At 69.8% G+C, this 17,164-nt stretch carries 20 protein-coding genes and 1 tRNA gene; 12 read left to right on the top strand and 9 right to left on the bottom strand.

The features are described from left to right. Positions 1-4 precede the first annotated feature (4 nt). The 4 genes from IPV09_RS06765 to IPV09_RS06780 all read right to left on the bottom strand — a co-directional run bounded on the left by IPV09_RS06765 (position 5) and on the right by IPV09_RS06780 (position 2,215). On the bottom strand, positions 5-385 hold the full coding sequence (locus tag IPV09_RS06765; protein ID WP_207474481.1) for an MscL family protein: 381 nt from the start codon (positions 383-385) through the stop codon (positions 5-7). A 58-nt stretch (positions 386-443) separates the two neighbouring features. Then, positions 444-1,073, bottom strand: a complete 630-nt coding sequence (locus IPV09_RS06770) for an SAF domain-containing protein (protein WP_207474482.1) — start codon at positions 1,071-1,073, stop codon at positions 444-446. A gap of 87 nt (positions 1,074-1,160) precedes the next feature. Further along, the gene (locus tag IPV09_RS06775; RefSeq protein ID WP_207474483.1) at positions 1,161-1,502 is read right to left on the bottom strand and encodes an FmdB family zinc ribbon protein; all 342 of its coding nucleotides are present in this window, start codon (positions 1,500-1,502) and stop codon (positions 1,161-1,163) included. A gap of 50 nt (positions 1,503-1,552) precedes the next feature. Then, positions 1,553-2,215 carry a 5-formyltetrahydrofolate cyclo-ligase gene (locus IPV09_RS06780; RefSeq protein ID WP_207474484.1) on the bottom strand — a complete coding sequence of 221 codons (663 nt, stop codon included), beginning with the start codon at positions 2,213-2,215 and terminating at the stop codon, positions 1,553-1,555. Positions 2,216-2,233: 18 nt separating this feature from the next. On the opposite strand from IPV09_RS06780, the gene glp reads away from it, so the two are divergent. Beyond that, positions 2,234-3,523, top strand: a complete 1,290-nt coding sequence (glp, locus tag IPV09_RS06785; protein WP_207474485.1) for a gephyrin-like molybdotransferase Glp — start codon at positions 2,234-2,236, stop codon at positions 3,521-3,523. 94 nt (positions 3,524-3,617) lie between these two features. Then, positions 3,618-4,397: a hypothetical protein gene (locus IPV09_RS06790; RefSeq protein WP_207474486.1), complete on the top strand. Its 780-nt coding sequence runs from the start codon at positions 3,618-3,620 to the stop codon at positions 4,395-4,397. 2 nt (positions 4,398-4,399) lie between these two features. Here the strand turns inward: IPV09_RS06790 and IPV09_RS06795 are convergent, their stop codons facing one another. Continuing rightward, positions 4,400-5,911, bottom strand: a complete 1,512-nt coding sequence (locus tag IPV09_RS06795; RefSeq protein ID WP_207474487.1) for an Hsp70 family protein — start codon at positions 5,909-5,911, stop codon at positions 4,400-4,402. 156 nt (positions 5,912-6,067) lie between these two features. Between IPV09_RS06795 and IPV09_RS06800 the strand changes: the two genes are divergently transcribed. The 3 genes from IPV09_RS06800 to IPV09_RS06810 all read left to right on the top strand — a co-directional run bounded on the left by IPV09_RS06800 (position 6,068) and on the right by IPV09_RS06810 (position 7,186). Further along, entirely contained in the window at positions 6,068-6,544 is a 477-nt protein-coding gene (locus tag IPV09_RS06800) for a cupin domain-containing protein (RefSeq protein ID WP_207474488.1), read from the top strand. 58 nt (positions 6,545-6,602) lie between these two features. Further along, positions 6,603-7,043 (top strand): cyclopropane-fatty-acyl-phospholipid synthase family protein, encoded by a 441-nt coding sequence (locus IPV09_RS06805; RefSeq protein WP_207474489.1) that lies wholly within the window; start codon positions 6,603-6,605, stop codon positions 7,041-7,043. A gap of 70 nt (positions 7,044-7,113) precedes the next feature. Beyond that, positions 7,114-7,186, top strand: a tRNA-Ala gene (locus tag IPV09_RS06810). An 82-nt stretch (positions 7,187-7,268) separates the two neighbouring features. Here the strand turns inward: IPV09_RS06810 and IPV09_RS06815 are convergent. Further along, positions 7,269-7,928, bottom strand: coding sequence for a TetR/AcrR family transcriptional regulator (locus IPV09_RS06815; RefSeq protein WP_207474490.1), 660 nt, complete (start codon positions 7,926-7,928; stop codon positions 7,269-7,271). A 103-nt stretch (positions 7,929-8,031) separates the two neighbouring features. Here IPV09_RS06815 and IPV09_RS06820 point away from each other — a divergent pair, with 103 nt between their 5' ends. The 4 genes from IPV09_RS06820 (at position 8,032) to IPV09_RS06835 (ending at position 9,977) form a co-directional block, all read left to right on the top strand. Further along, positions 8,032-8,484: a nuclear transport factor 2 family protein gene (locus IPV09_RS06820; protein ID WP_207474491.1), complete on the top strand. Its 453-nt coding sequence runs from the start codon at positions 8,032-8,034 to the stop codon at positions 8,482-8,484. Next, positions 8,481-9,392 carry an SDR family oxidoreductase gene (locus IPV09_RS06825; protein ID WP_207474492.1) on the top strand — a complete coding sequence of 304 codons (912 nt, stop codon included), beginning with the start codon at positions 8,481-8,483 and terminating at the stop codon, positions 9,390-9,392. Before IPV09_RS06820 ends, IPV09_RS06825 begins: the two co-directional genes overlap by 4 nt. Before the next feature lie 119 nt (positions 9,393-9,511). Continuing rightward, complete coding sequence (locus tag IPV09_RS06830; protein ID WP_207474493.1) at positions 9,512-9,742, top strand: hypothetical protein; 231 nt, start codon at positions 9,512-9,514, stop codon at positions 9,740-9,742. 49 nt (positions 9,743-9,791) lie between these two features. Beyond that, positions 9,792-9,977 carry a DUF6767 domain-containing protein gene (locus tag IPV09_RS06835; protein WP_207474494.1) on the top strand — a complete coding sequence of 62 codons (186 nt, stop codon included), beginning with the start codon at positions 9,792-9,794 and terminating at the stop codon, positions 9,975-9,977. 10 nt (positions 9,978-9,987) lie between these two features. Here IPV09_RS06835 and IPV09_RS06840 read toward each other — a convergent pair whose 3' ends face one another. Both IPV09_RS06840 and IPV09_RS06845 read right to left on the bottom strand, forming a co-directional pair. After that, on the bottom strand, positions 9,988-10,902 hold the full coding sequence (locus IPV09_RS06840) for an alpha/beta hydrolase (protein WP_207474495.1): 915 nt from the start codon (positions 10,900-10,902) through the stop codon (positions 9,988-9,990). A gap of 4 nt (positions 10,903-10,906) precedes the next feature. After that, complete coding sequence (locus IPV09_RS06845; RefSeq protein WP_207474496.1) at positions 10,907-12,268, bottom strand: hypothetical protein; 1,362 nt, start codon at positions 12,266-12,268, stop codon at positions 10,907-10,909. Between the two features lie 191 nt (positions 12,269-12,459). On the opposite strand from IPV09_RS06845, the gene IPV09_RS06850 reads away from it, so the two are divergent. Genes IPV09_RS06850 through IPV09_RS06860 form a run of 3 tightly spaced genes read left to right on the top strand, consistent with a single transcriptional unit; the run spans position 12,460 to position 15,578 of the window. Further along, positions 12,460-13,326, top strand: coding sequence for an HAD family hydrolase (locus IPV09_RS06850; RefSeq protein WP_207474497.1), 867 nt, complete (start codon positions 12,460-12,462; stop codon positions 13,324-13,326). A 31-nt stretch (positions 13,327-13,357) separates the two neighbouring features. Then, complete coding sequence (locus IPV09_RS06855; protein WP_207474498.1) at positions 13,358-14,533, top strand: MFS transporter; 1,176 nt, start codon at positions 13,358-13,360, stop codon at positions 14,531-14,533. Continuing rightward, on the top strand, positions 14,523-15,578 hold the full coding sequence (locus IPV09_RS06860; protein WP_207474499.1) for a glycosyltransferase family 4 protein: 1,056 nt from the start codon (positions 14,523-14,525) through the stop codon (positions 15,576-15,578). The genes IPV09_RS06855 and IPV09_RS06860 overlap by 11 nt, the downstream gene beginning before the upstream one ends. Before the next feature lie 16 nt (positions 15,579-15,594). On the opposite strand, the gene IPV09_RS06865 is transcribed toward IPV09_RS06860, so the two are convergent. Next, a complete protein-coding gene (locus IPV09_RS06865) occupies positions 15,595-17,163 on the bottom strand; it encodes an ABC transporter permease subunit (protein ID WP_207474500.1) in 1,569 nt (522 codons plus the stop codon). Position 17,164: the final 1 nt, after the last annotated feature.

Below are 17,164 nucleotides of genomic sequence, written 5' to 3' on the forward strand. Positions count from 1 at the left end.
GAGATCAGCGGGTGTTCGGGCTCTGCCGGTTGCTGGCCAGCAGGTCGCGGATCTCGGTGAGCACCTCGACCTCGGTCGCGACGACCTCTTCCTGGCCCTGCTTCTTCATGCGCTGCTGCAGCGCCGTGTAGGGCTTCACGATGGCGAAGTAGACAACCGCGGCCATCAGCACGAAGGCGACCAGGGCCGTCAGGAACGGACCGACCGACGTCAGGCCGCCCGGCTGCCAGGCGTCAAAATTGGGCGCGCCGCCGGCCTTGGCCAGCAACTCGATGACGATCTTGGTGAATGCCTCGACGACGGTGGCGAAGGCGCCACCGATGACGAACGCGACGGCAAGCTCGATGAGGTTGCCGCGCATGATGAATTCCTTGAAGCCGGTCATGGCATGTCCTTCGGGTGGGGAAGTGGGGGCCAGTGCCGGATACCCCCGGCCCAGCATGTCACCCCAGCGTCACCGAGAGTCCCGGGTTGGTCGACCACGCGCTCAGCGTCACGGCGGTCGGCTCGTCCACGTCGACCACGACCACCCCGCCAACGCCCGCGTCACCCAGCGGACCGGGGTCAGCGGCACCGGGCACAGCGGCGATCCGCACCCTGCGGGCCAGCACGACCGGGGTACCCACGTCATCGGTGCCGATCACCGTGATCAGGTCGCCGGCGCGCAGCAGGGACATGACGGCGGGGTCGTCGACGCGGACCGGGACGAGCATGCGTCCACGGGGCAGGCGGGACGCGTCCACCACGGAGTGCGCACCCAGCGGCGTTCCCCGCGGGGAGGGGCCGATGAGCACCCGTCCGAGCAGCGCCTCCGGGGTGCTGGCGACACCGGTCGGGACCAGCCCTGGGGGGTATCGCGCCACCTCCAGGTCGCCGGCCGTGAGCCGGTGGCCGGCGCCCAGGTCCGTGGCCGCGACGATTATCGCGACGCTGGCAGCCTGCGGGGGAGCGAGCACGGTGAGCCCGGCCAGCACCATCACCGCCGCCGCCAGGGCGGCCAAGGCTCGACGGTGCCAGCGGATGAAGGTGGTGGCGCGCAGGCGCCAGGGATGGGGTGCGACGGTCTGCTTCACACCCCGGTTATGGGCCGCACAGGGTCCCGATGCTCAGTTGTCCACAGACCAATGCTGTGAACGGGCGTTGTCCACAGCGTCGGCTGCTCAGGCGCTGGTGCTGCTCGAGGTCGAGGACGACGATGATGACGAGGACGTCGCGGGGGCAGACGCAGGTGCCGGTGCGGCGGCGGGCGTGGCGGCCGGGCTCGCCGCCGGGGTGGCGGTGTCGCTGCTGGTGCTGGTCGCCGGAGTGGCCGTCGCGGTGTTCTTGCTGCGGCTGTCAGTGGCATAGAAGCCTGAGCCCTTGAAGACCACGCCGACCGCATTGAACACCTTGCGCAACTCGCCACGGCAGTGGGGGCACTCGGTCAGGGAGGCGTCGGTGAACTTCTGCACGACCTCGAGGTCGTTCGCACAATCCTTGCAGCGGTACTGGTACGTGGGCATTGACAATCCTGTGGCAGACGGGGTGACCGGGTGACGGGCCACCGTCCATCCTACGCCGTGGCCTGCGGGACGCGGAAACTGCCCGATTCGGTGAGGATGCTGTCCACCTGCAAGTCGTGGTCCGTGCTGGGGACCGAGTCACAGATGTCCTCGTCGTCCAGCAGCAGGACGACCACCGCGTCCTGGCGGGCGTGCTGCAGTGCCCGGTCGAACCAGCCCGCCCCCGCACCCAGACGGGAACCGTCGCGGCCACCGGCCAGGCCCGAGACCAGGATGACGTCGGCCTCGGACAGGGCATCGGCAGGAAGCGCCGGGCCGATCGGTTCGGGAATGCCGCGGTAGCCGCTGCGCAGCCGGGACGGGCCCTGGTACCAGGCCCAGGAGGGGCGGCGACGCAGGACCTGGGCATCGTTGCTGAGCACGGGGGCAAGGATGCGGTGTCCGCGGCGCCACAGCATGGCCGCGGCCTCCAGCGTCGAGGGCTCGTCGGGTTTCGACAGGTACAGCGCGACGACGGCGTCGCTGGGCACCAGCGGCATCAGGTGGCGCATCCTGGCGGTGTCGCGTTCGCGGCGTGCCTGGGCCGAGGTTCGCTGGCGCAATTCGCGGGCCAGGCGGCGAAGCCGGCGCTTGTCGGCGGCCACGGCGAAGTCGACCTCAGTCACCGGTGTGTGGTGCGACCCCGAGTGTGCGTCAACGTCTTCGGAGGGCATTCACCTATCGTAGGTGGCATGCGACTTTTCGGCAGGAAGAAGCCCGTAGAAGAGATCGTGGTGGAGACGCCACGGCCAACCCTCCCCCCGGGACCCGCGGTGGGGGAGGACGGACTGCGCAGCCTGGCTGACCATCGCAACTACCTGCTGAGCCTGGTGGAGCCGCTGGCCCCCTTCGGCATGCAGTTGTTGGACGCCCACGGGCTGGCGATCTGTGAGGAGATCACCGCACCGGCGCCGCTGCCGCGGGCCAGCACGGCGGCCGCGGACGGCGTCGCGGTGCGAGCCGGCGACTTCGAGGACGAGGACCCGCCCCTGCTGCGCGTGGTCGATGACGTGGACGGCGCGTTGCCCGAGGGCGCCGGGGTGCGCGTCGAGGAACACCAGGTGCTGCCCGACGGTGCCGACACCGTGGTGGTCGACTCCATGCTGCGCGAGGTCCAGGGAAGCCCGCAGGAACTCGAACTGACCCGCCGGGTGCAGGCGGGAACCCACGTGCGCGCCGCCGGCTCCGACGTGGCCGACGGACAGGTGCTGGTGCCCCACGGTGTCGACCTGGACCCGCGCCTGCTGGGGCTGCTGGCCGGTGCCGGCATCGACAAGGTGCTGGCCCGTCCCCGCCCCCGCATCGTGGTGATCAGCACCGGCCGCGGTCTGGTCGAGCCGGGACGCCCACTGCCGAGCCACCGCCACGTCCATGACGCCAACGGCTACATGCTGGCCGCCGCGGCGAAGGCCGAGGGCTGCCAGGTGTGGCGCATCGGCGTCGTCTCCGATGACGTCGATGAGGTCCGCGAGACCATCTCGGACCAACTCATCCGCGCCGACCTGGTGATCTCGACCGGCGGCTTCCGGGAGGAGGACGGCGACCTGCTGGGCGAGGTCGTGCCCCAGCTCGGGGCGGCCGACTTCGCCGAGGTGAACATCAGCCCGGGGCGCCCGCAGGGGTTCGCGCTGATCGGTGAGGACAGGGTGCCGATGGTGATGCTGCCCGGCGACCCGTTCGGTGCCTACGTCTCCTACCACGCCTTCGTGCAGCCGCTCATCCGCAAGCTGATGGGCACCGATCCGGTCGTGCGTCCGCCGGTGCGGGCGATCACCCGCAGCGTCATCCGCTCGGTGCCGGGGGTCTACGAGTTTGCCCGGGCCACCCTGACCAATGACCGCGGCACCCGCTCGGTCGAGTTGAGCCCGCGTCGTGAGCAGGCCAACCTGGCCGACCTGGCCGGGGTGAATGCCCTGGTGTTGCTGGACGAGGGCACCGAGGTCGTGCAGGCCGGCCAGCAGGTGCAGGTACTGGAGCTGTGAGTACTGCAGTTGTGAGGCCGACGAGCCAGATGTTTCCCCAACACGCCGCCTCGGGTGGCCCGGCGCCCACGCCGCGGCCCCTACGGTAGTCCGCATGGGTTCAGGACTGATCTTCGCCATCCTCGTGGTGGGCTGGTTGGCGTATCTGATTCCGTGGCTCGCCGCCCGCCGCGAGACCGTCGAGGAGGACCCACTCGCTGACCGGTTCGCCGACTCGATGACGATCCTGAAGCGTTCGTCCGACCCGTTCGCCGCCGAGAGCCACGACCCGCTGCTCGAGGTGAGCACCCCGCTGACCCGTTCGGCCGGCGTCCACGAGATCCGCGAGTTGTACCGGCTGGCGGCACGTCGCCGGCTGCGGGTGGTGCTCGGCCTGCTGACCCTGACCCTGGTCGGGGTCGCCCTGTTGGCGCTGCAGCCCGTTCCCGGCGTCACGTTGCCGTGGTGGGTGCCGGTGATCCCGGCTGGTCTGCTGGTCACGTTCCTGGTGGTCGCCCGCTTCAGCGTCGTCTCGCTGAACAAGGTGCTGGACGCCCGGATGGAACGGCTGCACGCGGGGTGGATGAACGAGACCCTTGCCCTGGACGTGTCGCCGCTGCGCCAGCCCGTCCATCACACCGACCAGGATGCCGAGCACTCCATCGAGCTCAGCGGACCCATCGAGTCGACCGGCTCCCTGTGGGACCCGATCCCGGTGACCACCCCCACCTACGTGTCCAAGCCAATGGTGCCCCGCACGGTGCGCACCATTGACCTGTCGATGCCCACCCTGACCGCCCCGGACGTCCGACCCGTCACCGCAGAACCCCAGGACTCCGACGCGACCGTCGAGCCCGTCGAGCCCCGCGACTACGGCCGCGTCGTCGGGCAGTAGCCTCAGTTCTCGCCGAGCACCCGGCTGATGGTGAACCCGCTGGTCAGGTCGGTGACGTGCACCTCGACGATGCCGTTGGGGTCAATCAGGTAGCGCTCCTCGACGACGCCGCCCTCGCCGGTGCGGGTGATCGCCAGATCGTCCAGGTCACGGCCGCGCAGCTCGGGGGCGTAGGGGAACAGCATCTCCGCGAAGGGCACGATGTCGCCGCTGGGCAGGCCGTGCGGGTCGACGGTGGCGTACTCGACGAATCGGAACCAGCCAATGTTGTGGTGTGGCCGGTAGCGGCGGATCACCTCGAAGGTGTCCGACCCGGTGACCGTCGTGCGGTCGAAGATCTGGTCGAAGCTGATGCCCTGGCCGTCATGGGCCTCGCGGAAGACCCCGAAGCCACGCGAGAGCCGGTCCCGCAGGCTGAACCCGGCCGACTCGTCGGCAGCGATGGCAAGACCGATCGCGGTCGAGGCCGCCGGGTAGGGCGAGCGGTGGACGCGTCGTCCGAACTGTTCGCGCAGCCGTCGGGCGACCAGCGGCAGCCCCGAGGCGCCACCGACCAGGTAGATGCCGGCCACCTCGGTGTCGTCCAGGGTGAGCCGGCCCTGGTCGTCGAGGGCGCCGATCAGCGGGGCCATCGTCTCGATGGTGCGGTCGACCAGGGTGCCGGCGGCGGTGTAGAAGTCGGCGACGTCGACGGTGATGGGGTAGCCGTCGGCATCGACGGTGACCCGACGGGTCTGGGCGTTGATGGACTCCTTGGCGTTGCGGCAGTCGTCGACCAGGGCCTCGTAGGTGCGGTGCTCCAGGTGGCCATAGGGCAGGCCGGCGGTGGTGGCTGCGACCTGGGCCAGGGCGGCGTCGAAGTCGTCGCCGCCGAGCCGGTTGTTGCCGGCGGTGTCGAGCACCTCGTGGGCGGTGCCGTCGACCTTGATCAGTGAGGCGTCGAAGGTGCCGCCGCCCAGGTCGTAGACGATCACCCGGGTGCGCCGGGAGTTCAGGGTGCGCCCCTGCCGGTGCGTGTACTCGAAGCCCGCGGCCGACGGTTCGTTGACCACGCCCAGGACGGTGAAGCCGGCGCGGCGGAACGCCTCCAGGGTGAGGAAACGCTGGATGCCGGGGGCGTGGGCCGGGACGGCAACCATGGTCTCGTCCTGGTCGAACTCGCCGCTGAGAGAGGAGCGCTCGACCAGCGCGGTGCGCAAGGCAGCCAGGAACCCGGTGAAGACGTCGACCAGGGGGACGCTGGCGCCGCCGATGCTCATGGTGGTGTCCACATTGACGTCGGGATAGGCCAGCCGCCGCTTGAACGAGCGGACCAGCCGCAGGTCGTCGGTCCGGGCCGCGTCGACGGCGTCGAAACCGTAGAGGATGCCGCGCTCGGGGTGGGCGGTCAGCACGGTGGGGAAGTGGTCGTGGGCGTCGCCGTCGGCGTCGAAGAAGTTGACCACGGGGTAGTTGCCGCGGTCGACCCGAGCGACCAGGGTGCGAGTGGTTCCAAGATCAATTCCGAGGCGCATGTCTTGAGGGTATGTCGTCACCGGGGCGGCCGTCGCGTCAGGTCCGGGGATCGGCGGGTGCGCGCCGACTCGGTAACGATGTGCTGTATCGCGGCGCCGTGGGGGCTACTAGAGTCGGGGGCAACGACCACAGCGACGACCGGAAGGACACGACCAATGACGATCAGCGACAATGGCCCCCACCCGAGCACGTTCAACCTGGAACAGGCGACCGTGCACAACAGCACCTTCCGCACCGTGGCCTGGAGCGGTCGCTACCTTCAGGTGACCCTGATGTCGATTCCCGTCGGCGAGGACATCGGGTTGGAGCAGCACCCCGAGACCGACCAGTTCGTCCGGGTGGACTCCGGTCAGGGTCGGGCCGAGGTGGGGCCCTCGCAGGACAACCTGGACTTCACCGCCGAACTGGGCGACGGGGACTGCGTGATCATTCCCGCCGGGTCGTGGCACAACATCGTCAACACCGGGCAGGAGCCGCTGCAGCTCTACACCATCTATGCGCCGGTGCACCATGCTGCGGGCAAGGTGCATGCCAGCAAGGACATCGCCGAGGCCGACGAGGAGTCGGGCAACGACGAGCCCCCGGCCTGGTCGGTGCAGTCCCCGCATTTGGCCGAGGATCAGCACGCCTGAGGGCTGGCCAGTCCCCGGTGGCGGGGCTACCATCGTCGCAACCGTCGATGGGGGAACCATGACCGGACTGTCTGTACGACTGGCGGAAATCGTGGACGCGCTGCCACTGGAGCCAGGCATGCGGGTGCTCGAGATCGGTGGCGCGCCCGGTGCCGCGGCCCGGGCCGTGGCCCAGAAGGTGGGCCCCGGCGGTCACGTCCTGGTGATCGACCGTTCCGACAAGGGCGTGGCACAGATCTATCGCAGCGCCGCCGACGAGATCGATGCCGGGCTGCTGAGCGCACGGCATGTGGCGATCGAGGACTTCGACCTGCTCGACCAGGAGCCGTTCGACCTGGTCTTCGCCGTCCGGGTCGGTGACCTGGACGAGCGCCACCCGCGCAACAAGGCGCTGGCGCTGAAGAAGGTGGTGGCCGCGCTGAAGCCCGAGGGTCGGCTGTTCGTCGACGGTGGCGACCCGCTGCAGGAGGTCGACCTGGCGCCGTATCGGGGCCGCTGACGCCGGTGGGGGGAGCCGCTTTGGTGGTGCCGGGTGGCGGTGATAATGTTTGGACGCTGTTGCAGCACCTGGGGCTATGGCGCAGTTGGTAGCGCGTCTCGTTCGCAATGAGAAGGTCAGGGGTTCGAATCCCCTTAGCTCCACGTAAGCAGAGTATTGCCACCTGCCCCGTCTGATGACGGGGCAGTGTCGCGCCCGGGCCCGCTGCGGCCGGTTTCGGGGGTCCTAGAGCAGATTTGCCTTCAGCGTGCTGGCGATGAAGGTGCCGAACCTTTCGACCGGCCATCCTCGCTTGATCACCAGGCTCTCGTACAGGTCGGGATTCGTACACGCGAACATGATGTCGGCAGCCTCAAGCGCACTGAGCCCCGGACGCAGGAACCCCCGGGACTCGATCTGTCGCGCGTTGGTCAGCATCCGGCGGTGCCGCGCGTCGTCGGTCTCGCGCAGCATGTCAGCCATGTCGGTGTCGCCGGTGGCGGCCGCATCACGGATCAGCAGCAGGATCGGAGCCTCGAGTGGCGCCACCTCGGTCGTGAAGCGGCCGAACTGATCCATGAGACTGGCCGCGTTCGGCGCCGTCGACTGTGCGAGATCGGAACGCTGTTCTGCCGGCAGGCCCCCGGAACCAAGCAGGCCCTGTTGCTGGATGGCTCGGACCAGCCCGGGCTTGCCTCCGAAGTTCTTGTACACCGATTCGGGGGACACGCCGGCCGCGCGCGCAATCTGGGCGACGGTCGTGGCCCCGAACCCCTGGGCCAGGAACAGCTCGCGCGCCCGTGCCGTCACCAGGTGCCGCGAGTCCTCGGCATTTTCCTGACGCCGCCGAGCGTCGTAGGGCCGTTTCCGACTGGGAGGGGTCGAAGCGTTGACGGGGCGGGACATGCGGCGTAAACTCCAATCGATACAGTCAACTGTATTGAATTACCCTAGCAGGTTCGCATCGAGGCCTCCGCCTCACCGCCGGAGGCACCAAGGAGCCAAGATCATGGACACGCCAGACGGTGTGAGTCGCCTCCCCAACGGGCCGGTGCAACGCATGTTCGCCGCCGCCATGCGACACGACATCGACGCGCTGGTCGCCGAGTTCGCCGACGACTACACCAACATCACCCCCAACCACCCCGGCCGCAACTTCACCGGAAGCGCGCAAGTGCGTTCCAACTGGTCCGCGCTGTTCGCGGGAATCCCCGATCTCACGGTGCAGGTCCTCGATGCCACGACGGCGCCCGATGGGAAGGTCTGGGTCGAGTGGACCACCCGCGGGACGCGTCTCGACGGACGCCCCGTTGAACAGTTCGGTGTCGCGGTCTTCACCACACGCGAGAACCTCCTCTCCGCCGTCCGCTTCTACCTCGAGCCGGTCGACAATGAATCGGGCGACGTGGACCAGGCCGTCCGGACGGTCGTCGGTGCCCAGATGACAGGGGCCCGGTCATGATCCTCATCGTCGGTGCCACGGGTGACCTTGGCGGGCGCGTCGCCGGGCTTCTGCGTTCGGAGGGACACGACCTTCGGGCTCTGGTGAGGCCGAGCAGCGACGACACCGTCGTGCGAGAGATGGGCTTGGAAGTCGTTCGGGGCGACCTCACCGTGCCGGCCAGCCTCACGGCGGCCTGCCAGGACGTCCACACGGTGATCGCCACGGCGACGGCAGTCGGTCGACGCCTGGTCGGGCTGAGCCCGGCGACAGTCCGCGATGTGGATGAACACGGCATGCGCTCCTTGGTGGACGCAGCGGAAAGCGCGGGTGTGAGCCGGTTCGTCTACGTGTCCTTTGCCGGGGTGGACTCGGCGATCGGCACGCCCTTGGATCGCGCCAAGCTGGCCATCGAGCGGCGCCTGGCCGACTCGCCGATGCGATCCGTCATTCTCCGTCCGGACGCCCTGCAGGAAGTCCTCCTCGGACCCGCGGCCCGTTTCGACATGGAGGCAGGGACAGCCGTAGTGATAGGGAAGGGTGACACGAAACGGCGCTGGGTGGCCACGCAGGACGTCGCCGCTCTGGTCGCAGCAGTCGCGCTGGAGCCGGATCCTCCAGCACTGATTGAATTCGGTGGCCCGGAACCTCTCACGATGAATGAGGCCATCTCGACTGCGGCCGAACTCACCCAGCATCGGATGACGGCACGGCACATGCCGCGCCTCGCAGCCCGTCTCGCGATCCGCCTGCTCGAGCGCCGCAAGGACGCCCTCGCGTGCGTTCTCGGCGCCGGACTCCTCGCCGACATCCAGGAGGCCACCTGGGACGAGCAGCCCCTGCTCGAGCGGGGGATCACACCGAAATCCGGCAGAGACTTCCTCCGCGAACAGTCAGGAGCAACAGCCTTCAGCGGTCCACGCGGCTGACGGAGACGTCGCACCCCAGGGGGTCGCTGGCATCGAGGGGCCAGCTTCGGCGTCGCGTTCGGCCCCAGCGACCGCCGGCCCATAGGATCATCGGAGTCGCACTACAGAGGAGCGTCCCCATGAACAGGATCGTCGTCACCCTGGTGACGTTGCTCTCGTTGTTCATGATCGCCACCGTCATCATCGCCGTCTGGCAGCAGTCGCTGGGCTGGGGCTGGTGGTGGGTCGTCCCGCTGGGTGCCGGGTTCGTGGCGCTGGTGATCGTGTTCAGAGTGCTGATGCAGCGGGCCGACGACAGGGCGCAGCTGCTGGACGCCGAGCTGGACCGGCTGGAGCAGGAGTCGGCTTAACCGGCCCCGGCGGTCTGGCGCTCAGGGCCGGTTCGTAGAATTGTCAATCATGGCCCGCTCGTTCGCGACTCCGAAATGCCCCCTGCGTCCCGGTGACCCCTGTTCGTTGTGCGTGCCCGGGGCCACCGGACCACAGGACTGCCAGACCGTGCGTCTGGTCTTGGAGGACCCGGACCTGCGTGAGATCTGGAAGCAGAAGCAGTCCGAGTGGCGGGCGGCCGGCAAGGTGGCCTGACGCCTTCCCGCTAGTCGGCGAGATCGGCAACAATCGCGTCGATGGTTTCGAGCAGGTCACCCAACCCGGGTTCCTCGACAGGGAAGTGGCCGCACTCACGCAGCAACACCATCGAGGCCGGCGCCGCCACCCGCCGCAACACCCGCATGCTCAACTCAACCGGCGTCCAGTCGTCGTGACTCGGGTGCACCAGCGTCACCGGCGTGGTCATCTGCGCCGGGGCGGTGTGCCGGTAGGCGACGTAGGAGGTCAGGAACCCGATCGGCACCCGAGCGCCGCCACCCAGCGGATCAGTGGCGCACAGTCTGGACAGCGCGGGGTTGCGGCTCATCCTGGCCAGGTTCGCCACCCAACCGATCGGGATCATGGTCCTGGCCAGCGCGGAACCGGCCCAACGCCGCTCCACCAGTCGCGACAGCGGTCGGCCCAGCACGCCCAGCGGCCCGAACCGGGTCATCCTGACCATCGCCCGCCAGTCCGAGGGGTCGAGCAGGCACGTCGCCATGACCTGGCTCACATGCGTGCTGCGGGCGGCCACCTCCAGCGCCAACAGCCCGCCGATGCTCGCGCCCAACAGCAGCAGCGGACGACCGTCGTCCTCTGCCGCGACGAAGTCGACCAGCAGGCGCACCCAGTCGTCGTAGCGCACGCTCTTGCGATCGGGCACCTCGGTCAGACCGTACAAGGGCAGGTCCAGCGAAGTCACGTCGAGGCCGCGACCAGCCACCAACGCGGCCAGCGGCCACAGGGCGCCGCTGTGCCCACCGGCACCGTGAACCACGAGCAGGCGAACCGCCGCGTCAGGACGACGGGCGCGGGCCACATGCACCCGATGCCCGTGCCAGCTCCACCACGTCGACTCCGGGTCGACCAGGTTGTTGCGCCGTCCTGGCGGCAGGAAGCTGACGTAGGGAAGGTGGCTCACCGCGTCACCGTAGCGGTTCTGGAGTCACCATGATCCTGCCCGTGGGGTCCTTGATCATCCAGGACGCGGACGGGGTGACCAGGTAGCCGAAGCCCAGTGGGGAGTGCCAGACGAACACGCCGGGGGCGGTCTGCTCGAGCAGCCAACCGCCATGGGTTTTGGCTCGGTGGACCTTGCGCGACAGCGGACCGAGGTTGCCGGTGCGGGTCAGCAACTCTGGTGGGGCGTCCTGCCAGCGCTGGGTGTGGTCCATGTCCAGACCGCGGGAACGGCGCTTGGCATAGGGGAACACCTCGTAGGGGTTGCGCAATTCGACTGCCTCACGCATCCGGGCCGGGCATTCGTAGGAGTCGGTGGGCACCAGGTTGCCCGCATCCAGCACCGGTCGGACCGTCACCCGGGTGTGGCCGACCAGATCCTTGACCCACCCGGCCAGCAGCGGGCCGAGCGCCTCCCCGCGGACCACCCCGTCGCCGTCGCGCAGCACCTGGTCGGTGAGGTGGACCGTCAGGTTGACCTGCGGCAGCAGCCGGTCGGGGTCGACGGTGACCTGCCCGCACAGGTGACCCGCCTGCCCCCGCGACGGGCAGTCCGCATCGGCTGCGGGAAGGACGCCCTGCACCGATGCCTGCAGCACCTGGAGTGCACGGGCAGGATTGGCCAGCATGCCCAGGGCCAGCGCCCGACGCATCCCCAACCCCTCGGAGGACCCCTGCTGAACCAACAGGTGTGCCACGCGATCGATCTGCGCCTTCAGCACCAGCGCCTCCGCTGTAGGCAGAGTGGCAAAGACCCGCGCGTAACCCGCCACGGGCTCCTCGACCACCACGTCGCACTGCGCCTTGAGCTGCTCGTGCTCGGTGGTGGCGACAGCCTGGGTCAGTTCCAGCACCCGACCCCTGATCAGGTTCGTCAGCCGGGTGTAGGACACCTGCCCGATCTGGGGGCCGACCTCACGGTCGAGGGCCACCGCCTGCTCGTAGCTGAGGTCGTGGGTGAGCCGGGCGAACTCCTTGGCCTGCCAGACCCGCAGTCGTCCGGCCATGGTGGCCGTCCAGGTCTGGGGCAGCCGGTGCCGGACCGCCAGCGCATAACCAATGTCGAGGCGCACGCTCTCTTCGGTCAGGCGCAGGGCAGCCGCCACTTCGAGGGTGCAGAACTCCGCGACCCCAGGGGTGCCGTCCCCGCCCCAGTGGGCGAACCCCTCGGCACCGGCCAGCGCCGGACCGTCGTCGGGCAGCCAGCGGTACTCGTCGGCGAACTCGGCGAACAGTCGCATCCGGTCGGCCTCGGCGCGGCGTTGGGCCTGGTGCACGGCGTCCAGTTCGGCCAGTTTCTGCCGCGCTCGTGCTGCGCTGAATTCCATGGTGACCACCTCATTCCTCATTGAATCGAACCCATGTTCAATTCTCCCAAGGTTCGCCACGACGTTCAAGCACGCTCATCCGATCTGTGGATAACTTCTCCTGCGCAGGCACACATCCCGCGACCCGTCGCACCCTGATCGCCCCTCGGCCCCGACACCCAGCGTTCACCGCATGGGGCTACGGTCAAGTAGTGACCCAGACTCAGCAGACCCCCGTCCTGACCACGAGCCACCTCGAAACCTGGCAGCAGATCGACCCCGACCAGCACGACGTCCGGCTGGTCGTCTGCGACATGGACGGCACCCTGCTCGACAACGCCGGGAAACTCCCCGTCGGCTTCGATGACCTGGTCGAAACCCTGGACGAGGCCGGCATCCCGTTCGTCCCGGCCAGCGGGCGCCCCTACCCGACGCTGAACAAGATGTTCACCCGCTACGAGAGCTTCACCACCTTCGTCGCCGAGAACGGCAGCCTGGTCATGCGCGACGGTGACGTGATCTCGATGAGCACCGTCGACCCCGCCAACGTCCAGCGTGCCCTTGACCAGGCCCACGCCTCGGGACGCAACCTGGGCGTCATCCTGTGTGGCCGCCAGGGCGCCTGGGTCGAGCGCGCCGACGAGGAGTTCGTCACCGAGGTCGGCACCTACTTCACCGAACTGACCGTGGTCGACGACCTGGCAGTCGTCGACGACGACATCCTCAAGGTCGCCATCTACGACTTCGGCGACCCCAACGACGCCAAGCGCGACGTGTTCAGCGTCCTCGAGGACGACCACCAGGTCGTGGTCTCGGCCGCCCACTGGATCGACATCATGGCCGGCGGCACCACCAAGGGCACCGCGGTCCAGGCGCTGCAGGCGAGCCTGGGCGTCACCCGGGCACAGACTGTCGCCTTCGGCGACTTCTTCAACGACGCTGAAATGCTGGACGCCGCCGACCTGTCCTTCGCCATTGGCAATGCCCACCCCGGCATCCGTGCCCGGGCCCGCTACGTGGCCCCGACGAACGCCGAGTACGGCGTGGTCACCGTTCTGGAACACTTGCTCGGGAGCTGACCCCACGGCTCCTGACCCGATGAGGAGTCCCGTGACCTCGACCGTCGACCAGCGACGCTGGGCACTGTTCTCCTTGTTCTTCCTGGCCGGCCTGACGCTGTCGTCCTGGGTCACCCGCACCCCCGCGATCCGTGACCTGCTGGGCGCCAGCACGGGCCAGATGGGACTGGTGCTGTTGGGCCTGTCGGGTGGGTCGATGCTGGGCATCCTGGTCTCGGGGGCGCTCTGCCTGCGCTTCGGCGCCCGCCCGGTCATCACCATCGGGAACATTGGCGTGGTGGCCAGCATGCCCACCATCGGCCTGGGTGCGGCGGCCGGGTCCGCCGTCCTGGTGGTCGCCGGGCTGTTCATGTTCGGCGCTGGCGCAGGTGGCGCGGACGTCGCCATGAACGTCGAGGGCGCCGACGTCGAGAAGATCATCCAGCGTCCCTTCCTGCCCCTGCTGCACGGCGGGTTCAGCTTCGGCACGGTGGTCGGGGCCCTGGCCGGCATCGGCGCCATCGCCGCCGGTCTACCGGTCACCTGGCACCTGGTCACGATCGGCGTCGTCGGCGTCGGTCTGTTCTGGTGGGCCATCCGCCACCTTCCTCCGGGCACCGGACGTCGGGTCCCCGGCGACCAGCACACCGCAACGACTGCCAGACGCGGCATCTGGCGCGACCCACGGCTACTGCTGATCGGGCTGGTCGTCCTGGCGATGGCCCTGGCCGAGGGTGCCGCCAATGACTGGCTTCCCCTGGTGATGGTCGACGGCCACGGACTCGACCCCGCCCTGGGCTCCCTGGTCTACGCAGTCTTCGCGGCCTCCATGACGGCTGGACGCTTCGTCGGCGGACCGGTCATCGCGCGCCTGGGCCGCGGGCCGGCGCTGGCCTGGAGCGCGGTGCTCGGCGCCATCGGCATCCTGCTGGTCAGCGTGGTCGACAACGCAGCCGTCGCCTCGGCCGCCGTCGTGCTGTGGGGACTGGGCGCCTCCCTCGGGTTCCCGGTGGCACTCTCACTGGCCGCCGACTCCGGCCCGAACCCGGCCGCACGGGTGGCGGTCGCGTCCACCATCGGCTACCTGGCCTTTCTGGTGGGGCCGCCGCTGCTGGGCCTGGTCGGCGACGACGTCGGCCTGCGGACGGCACTGCTGGTGCCGATGGCGATGATGGTGATCGGCGCGGTGATCGCGCCGCTGGCCGGGGGTGGACGACGTGGCCGCTGAGGTCCACCGACGACTCGGCTTCGCGCGCTGGCGCAGCGACCTGCCCAGCGGTGGCAACCGCTACGACGACGAACTGGCCGCCGGCCTGCGGGCACTGGGATGGGACCTGCACGAGTACGACGTCGCCGGCTCCTGGCCGCTGCCCACCGACCAGGACCGCCAGCACCTGGCCGAGTTGCTCGACCACGAGGACACCTGGCTGCTGGGCAACATCGTCGCCGCGGGCGCTGCCGGGCTGATCAGAGCGGCCACCACCGCCGGACGCCGGGTCATGGTGATGGTGCACTACTTCCCGGCCGACGACCCCTCGCTGCCGCCCACCGACCGGCAGCGGCTCGGGCTCAGCGACGCCGCAGCAGTCCGGGCCGCCAGCCAGGTCCTGGTCACCAGCACCTGGGCCGGTGAGCAGGTCGCGTCCCGCTACGACCGCCACGACGCCGTCGTCGCGCTGCCGGGGGTGAGCGCGGCCGCCATCGCTCCCGGCCCGGGCCCCGCCGCGACCGGACGAGCGCCGCGCCTGCTGTGGCTGGCCCGGCTCACGCCCAGCAAGGATCCACTCACCCTGGTCGAGGCACTGGCATGCCTGCAGGACCTGGACTGGACCGCGCGACTGGTCGGCCCCGACACCGTTGATGAGGCCCTCACCGTCAGGGTCGCCGACCGGATCACCCGGTCGGGCCTGGCCGACCGGGTCACCCTGTGCGGCAGCGTGGTCGGTGAGGCACTGGAGGAGGTCTGGGCCGACACCGACCTGCTGGTCCACACCTCGCGCCACGAGACCTACGGAATGGTCGTCAGCGAAGCCCTGTCCCACGGCATCGCGTCGGTGGTGGTCTCTGGCACCGGCGCCGTCGAGGCCCAGGCCGGCGCGGGGGCAACCTTTCCCGCCGGCGACGTCGAGGCGCTGGCCGCCGTGCTGCGGGACTGGCTGACCGACGAGGCGACCCGGCAGCGCTGGCGCCGCCAGGCGCTGCGGCGGCGAGCCCAGCTGCCGACCTGGCAGGACACCGCCCGGATCGTCTCGGCAGCCCTCGACAGTCCGTGACTCATCCTTCAGTGACTCACCAGCGACGCTGCTCGGGGGCCAGCACCGCCAGCACCCGGGCCTCGACGACCTCGACGAGCGCGTAGGCCGTCAGGGCAATCAGGGTGACCACCGCCACCGTCGACCACAGCGAGGTGTACCGGCTGGTCGCCGCATCCACGGCCATCATGTTGCCCAGTCCGGTGCCGGTGGCCAGCCACTCCGCCACGGTGGCCGCCAGCAGGGCGGTGGGTGCCGCGATCCGGGCGGCCGCGAAGAACGCCGGTGCCATGGCCGGCAGCCGTCCGAGGAGCAGCACCCGGGTGGGCGTGGTGGCGTAGGTGGCGAAGACGTCGGCGACCTGCCCGGGAAGCCGCGCCAGCCCGTAAAGGCACGAGACCAGGGTGGGGAAGAACGTCATGATGGCCACCACCACCGCCGTCCCGAACGCACCCCGGCCCAGCGCCCCCACCAGCAGGGGCGCGATGGCGATGATGGGCACGCACCGCAACGCCACCGCGACCGGGGTCAGCGCCTGGCGGGTCCTGGCCGACAACGAGAACACCGCCGCCAGCAGCACGCCCATCAGCAGCCCGGCGACGTATCCCGGGATGGCCACGGCCGCGGTCTGCCCCGAGGCGGCGAGAAGTTCCTGGCGGTGCCCGGCCGCTGCCGGTGAGGTCACCAGCCATGCCCAGACGTCGTCGGGTCGTTTGGCGAAGTAGGGGTTCAGTCCCAGCAGTTCGAACAGTCCGACCCAGGCACCGACCACCAGGGCGCCGGTCACCAGCACTCCCGCGACGGCGTGGGCTGCGCGCTGCCAGACCGGTCGGCGAGCGGGGGAACCGGGGGGAGTGAGCAGCACCTCGGGACGCTCGGGTGCCACCCGGCGGGCCAGCGCCGAGACCAGACCGTAGCCGGCCAACGACACCAGCGTGCTCAACAGCATCAGCGCCCACAGACCGTCGGTGTCCAGGCTGCGCAGCGCCAGGATCGACAGCACCCCCAGGCCGCGTTCGGCACCAGTGAACTCACCGACCAGGGCACCCAGGAAGGCGGCCGGCACCGACGCCTGCAGGCCAGCCATCAGGTAGGGCAGCGATGCCCGACCCCGGACGACGACCAGCGTTGTCCAGCGTCCCCGCCCGTAGGTGGCGGTGAGGTCCAACCATGACCGGGGCACCGCGCGCAGGCCGACCAGCAGCGGCACCAGGGTCAGGTAGAACACCGCGAACGCCGCCAAGGTGATCTGCGGCCCGTCCCCGAACCCGTAGACCAGCCGCAGCAGGGGGCCCAGGGCGACCAGAGGCAGGCAGTAGACGACCAGCGCGAACCGCAGCACCAGGCGTTCCAGGGCCGGCACCAGCACCACCAGCAGTGCCAGGGCCATCGCCGCCAGGTTGCCCCACAGGTAGCCCAGCAGGGCCTCACGGGTGGTGAACCACAACCCTCGCCCATACACCTCGGCGTTGTCGACGAGTTTGGCCGCGATGCCCGACGGCACCCCGATCAGGTGCCTGCCGGCCAGGACCGTCCGTCCGACCCACTCCCACAGGCCGAGGAACACCACCCCGGCCAGCGCCCTGCGCCAGCCAGCCCTGACCACC

The organism is Tessaracoccus sp. SD287, from assembly GCF_017355265.1.
Lineage (GTDB): Bacteria > Actinomycetota > Actinomycetes > Propionibacteriales > Propionibacteriaceae > Aestuariimicrobium.

What these genes read in the sequence shown, in the direction of transcription:
- IPV09_RS06845 (WP_207474496.1), bottom strand. Translation starts at nt 12,268, where the DNA reads ATGGAATTCAGCGCAGCACGAGCGCGGCAGAAACTGGCCGAACTGGAC.
- IPV09_RS06820 (WP_207474491.1), top strand. Translation starts at nt 8,032, where the DNA reads ATGGACACGCCAGACGGTGTGAGTCGCCTCCCCAACGGGCCGGTGCAA.
- IPV09_RS06775 (WP_207474483.1), bottom strand. Translation starts at nt 1,502, where the DNA reads ATGCCCACGTACCAGTACCGCTGCAAGGATTGTGCGAACGACCTCGAG.
- IPV09_RS06825 (WP_207474492.1), top strand. Translation starts at nt 8,481, where the DNA reads ATGATCCTCATCGTCGGTGCCACGGGTGACCTTGGCGGGCGCGTCGCC.
- IPV09_RS06795 (WP_207474487.1), bottom strand. Translation starts at nt 5,911, where the DNA reads ATGCGCCTCGGAATTGATCTTGGAACCACTCGCACCCTGGTCGCTCGG.
- IPV09_RS06765 (WP_207474481.1), bottom strand. Translation starts at nt 385, where the DNA reads ATGACCGGCTTCAAGGAATTCATCATGCGCGGCAACCTCATCGAGCTT.
- IPV09_RS06790 (WP_207474486.1), top strand. Translation starts at nt 3,618, where the DNA reads ATGGGTTCAGGACTGATCTTCGCCATCCTCGTGGTGGGCTGGTTGGCG.
- IPV09_RS06835 (WP_207474494.1), top strand. Translation starts at nt 9,792, where the DNA reads ATGGCCCGCTCGTTCGCGACTCCGAAATGCCCCCTGCGTCCCGGTGAC.
- IPV09_RS06805 (WP_207474489.1), top strand. Translation starts at nt 6,603, where the DNA reads ATGACCGGACTGTCTGTACGACTGGCGGAAATCGTGGACGCGCTGCCA.
- IPV09_RS06800 (WP_207474488.1), top strand. Translation starts at nt 6,068, where the DNA reads ATGACGATCAGCGACAATGGCCCCCACCCGAGCACGTTCAACCTGGAA.
- IPV09_RS06830 (WP_207474493.1), top strand. Translation starts at nt 9,512, where the DNA reads ATGAACAGGATCGTCGTCACCCTGGTGACGTTGCTCTCGTTGTTCATG.
- glp (WP_207474485.1), top strand. Translation starts at nt 2,234, where the DNA reads ATGCGACTTTTCGGCAGGAAGAAGCCCGTAGAAGAGATCGTGGTGGAG.
- IPV09_RS06815 (WP_207474490.1), bottom strand. Translation starts at nt 7,928, where the DNA reads ATGTCCCGCCCCGTCAACGCTTCGACCCCTCCCAGTCGGAAACGGCCC.
- IPV09_RS06780 (WP_207474484.1), bottom strand. Translation starts at nt 2,215, where the DNA reads ATGCCCTCCGAAGACGTTGACGCACACTCGGGGTCGCACCACACACCG.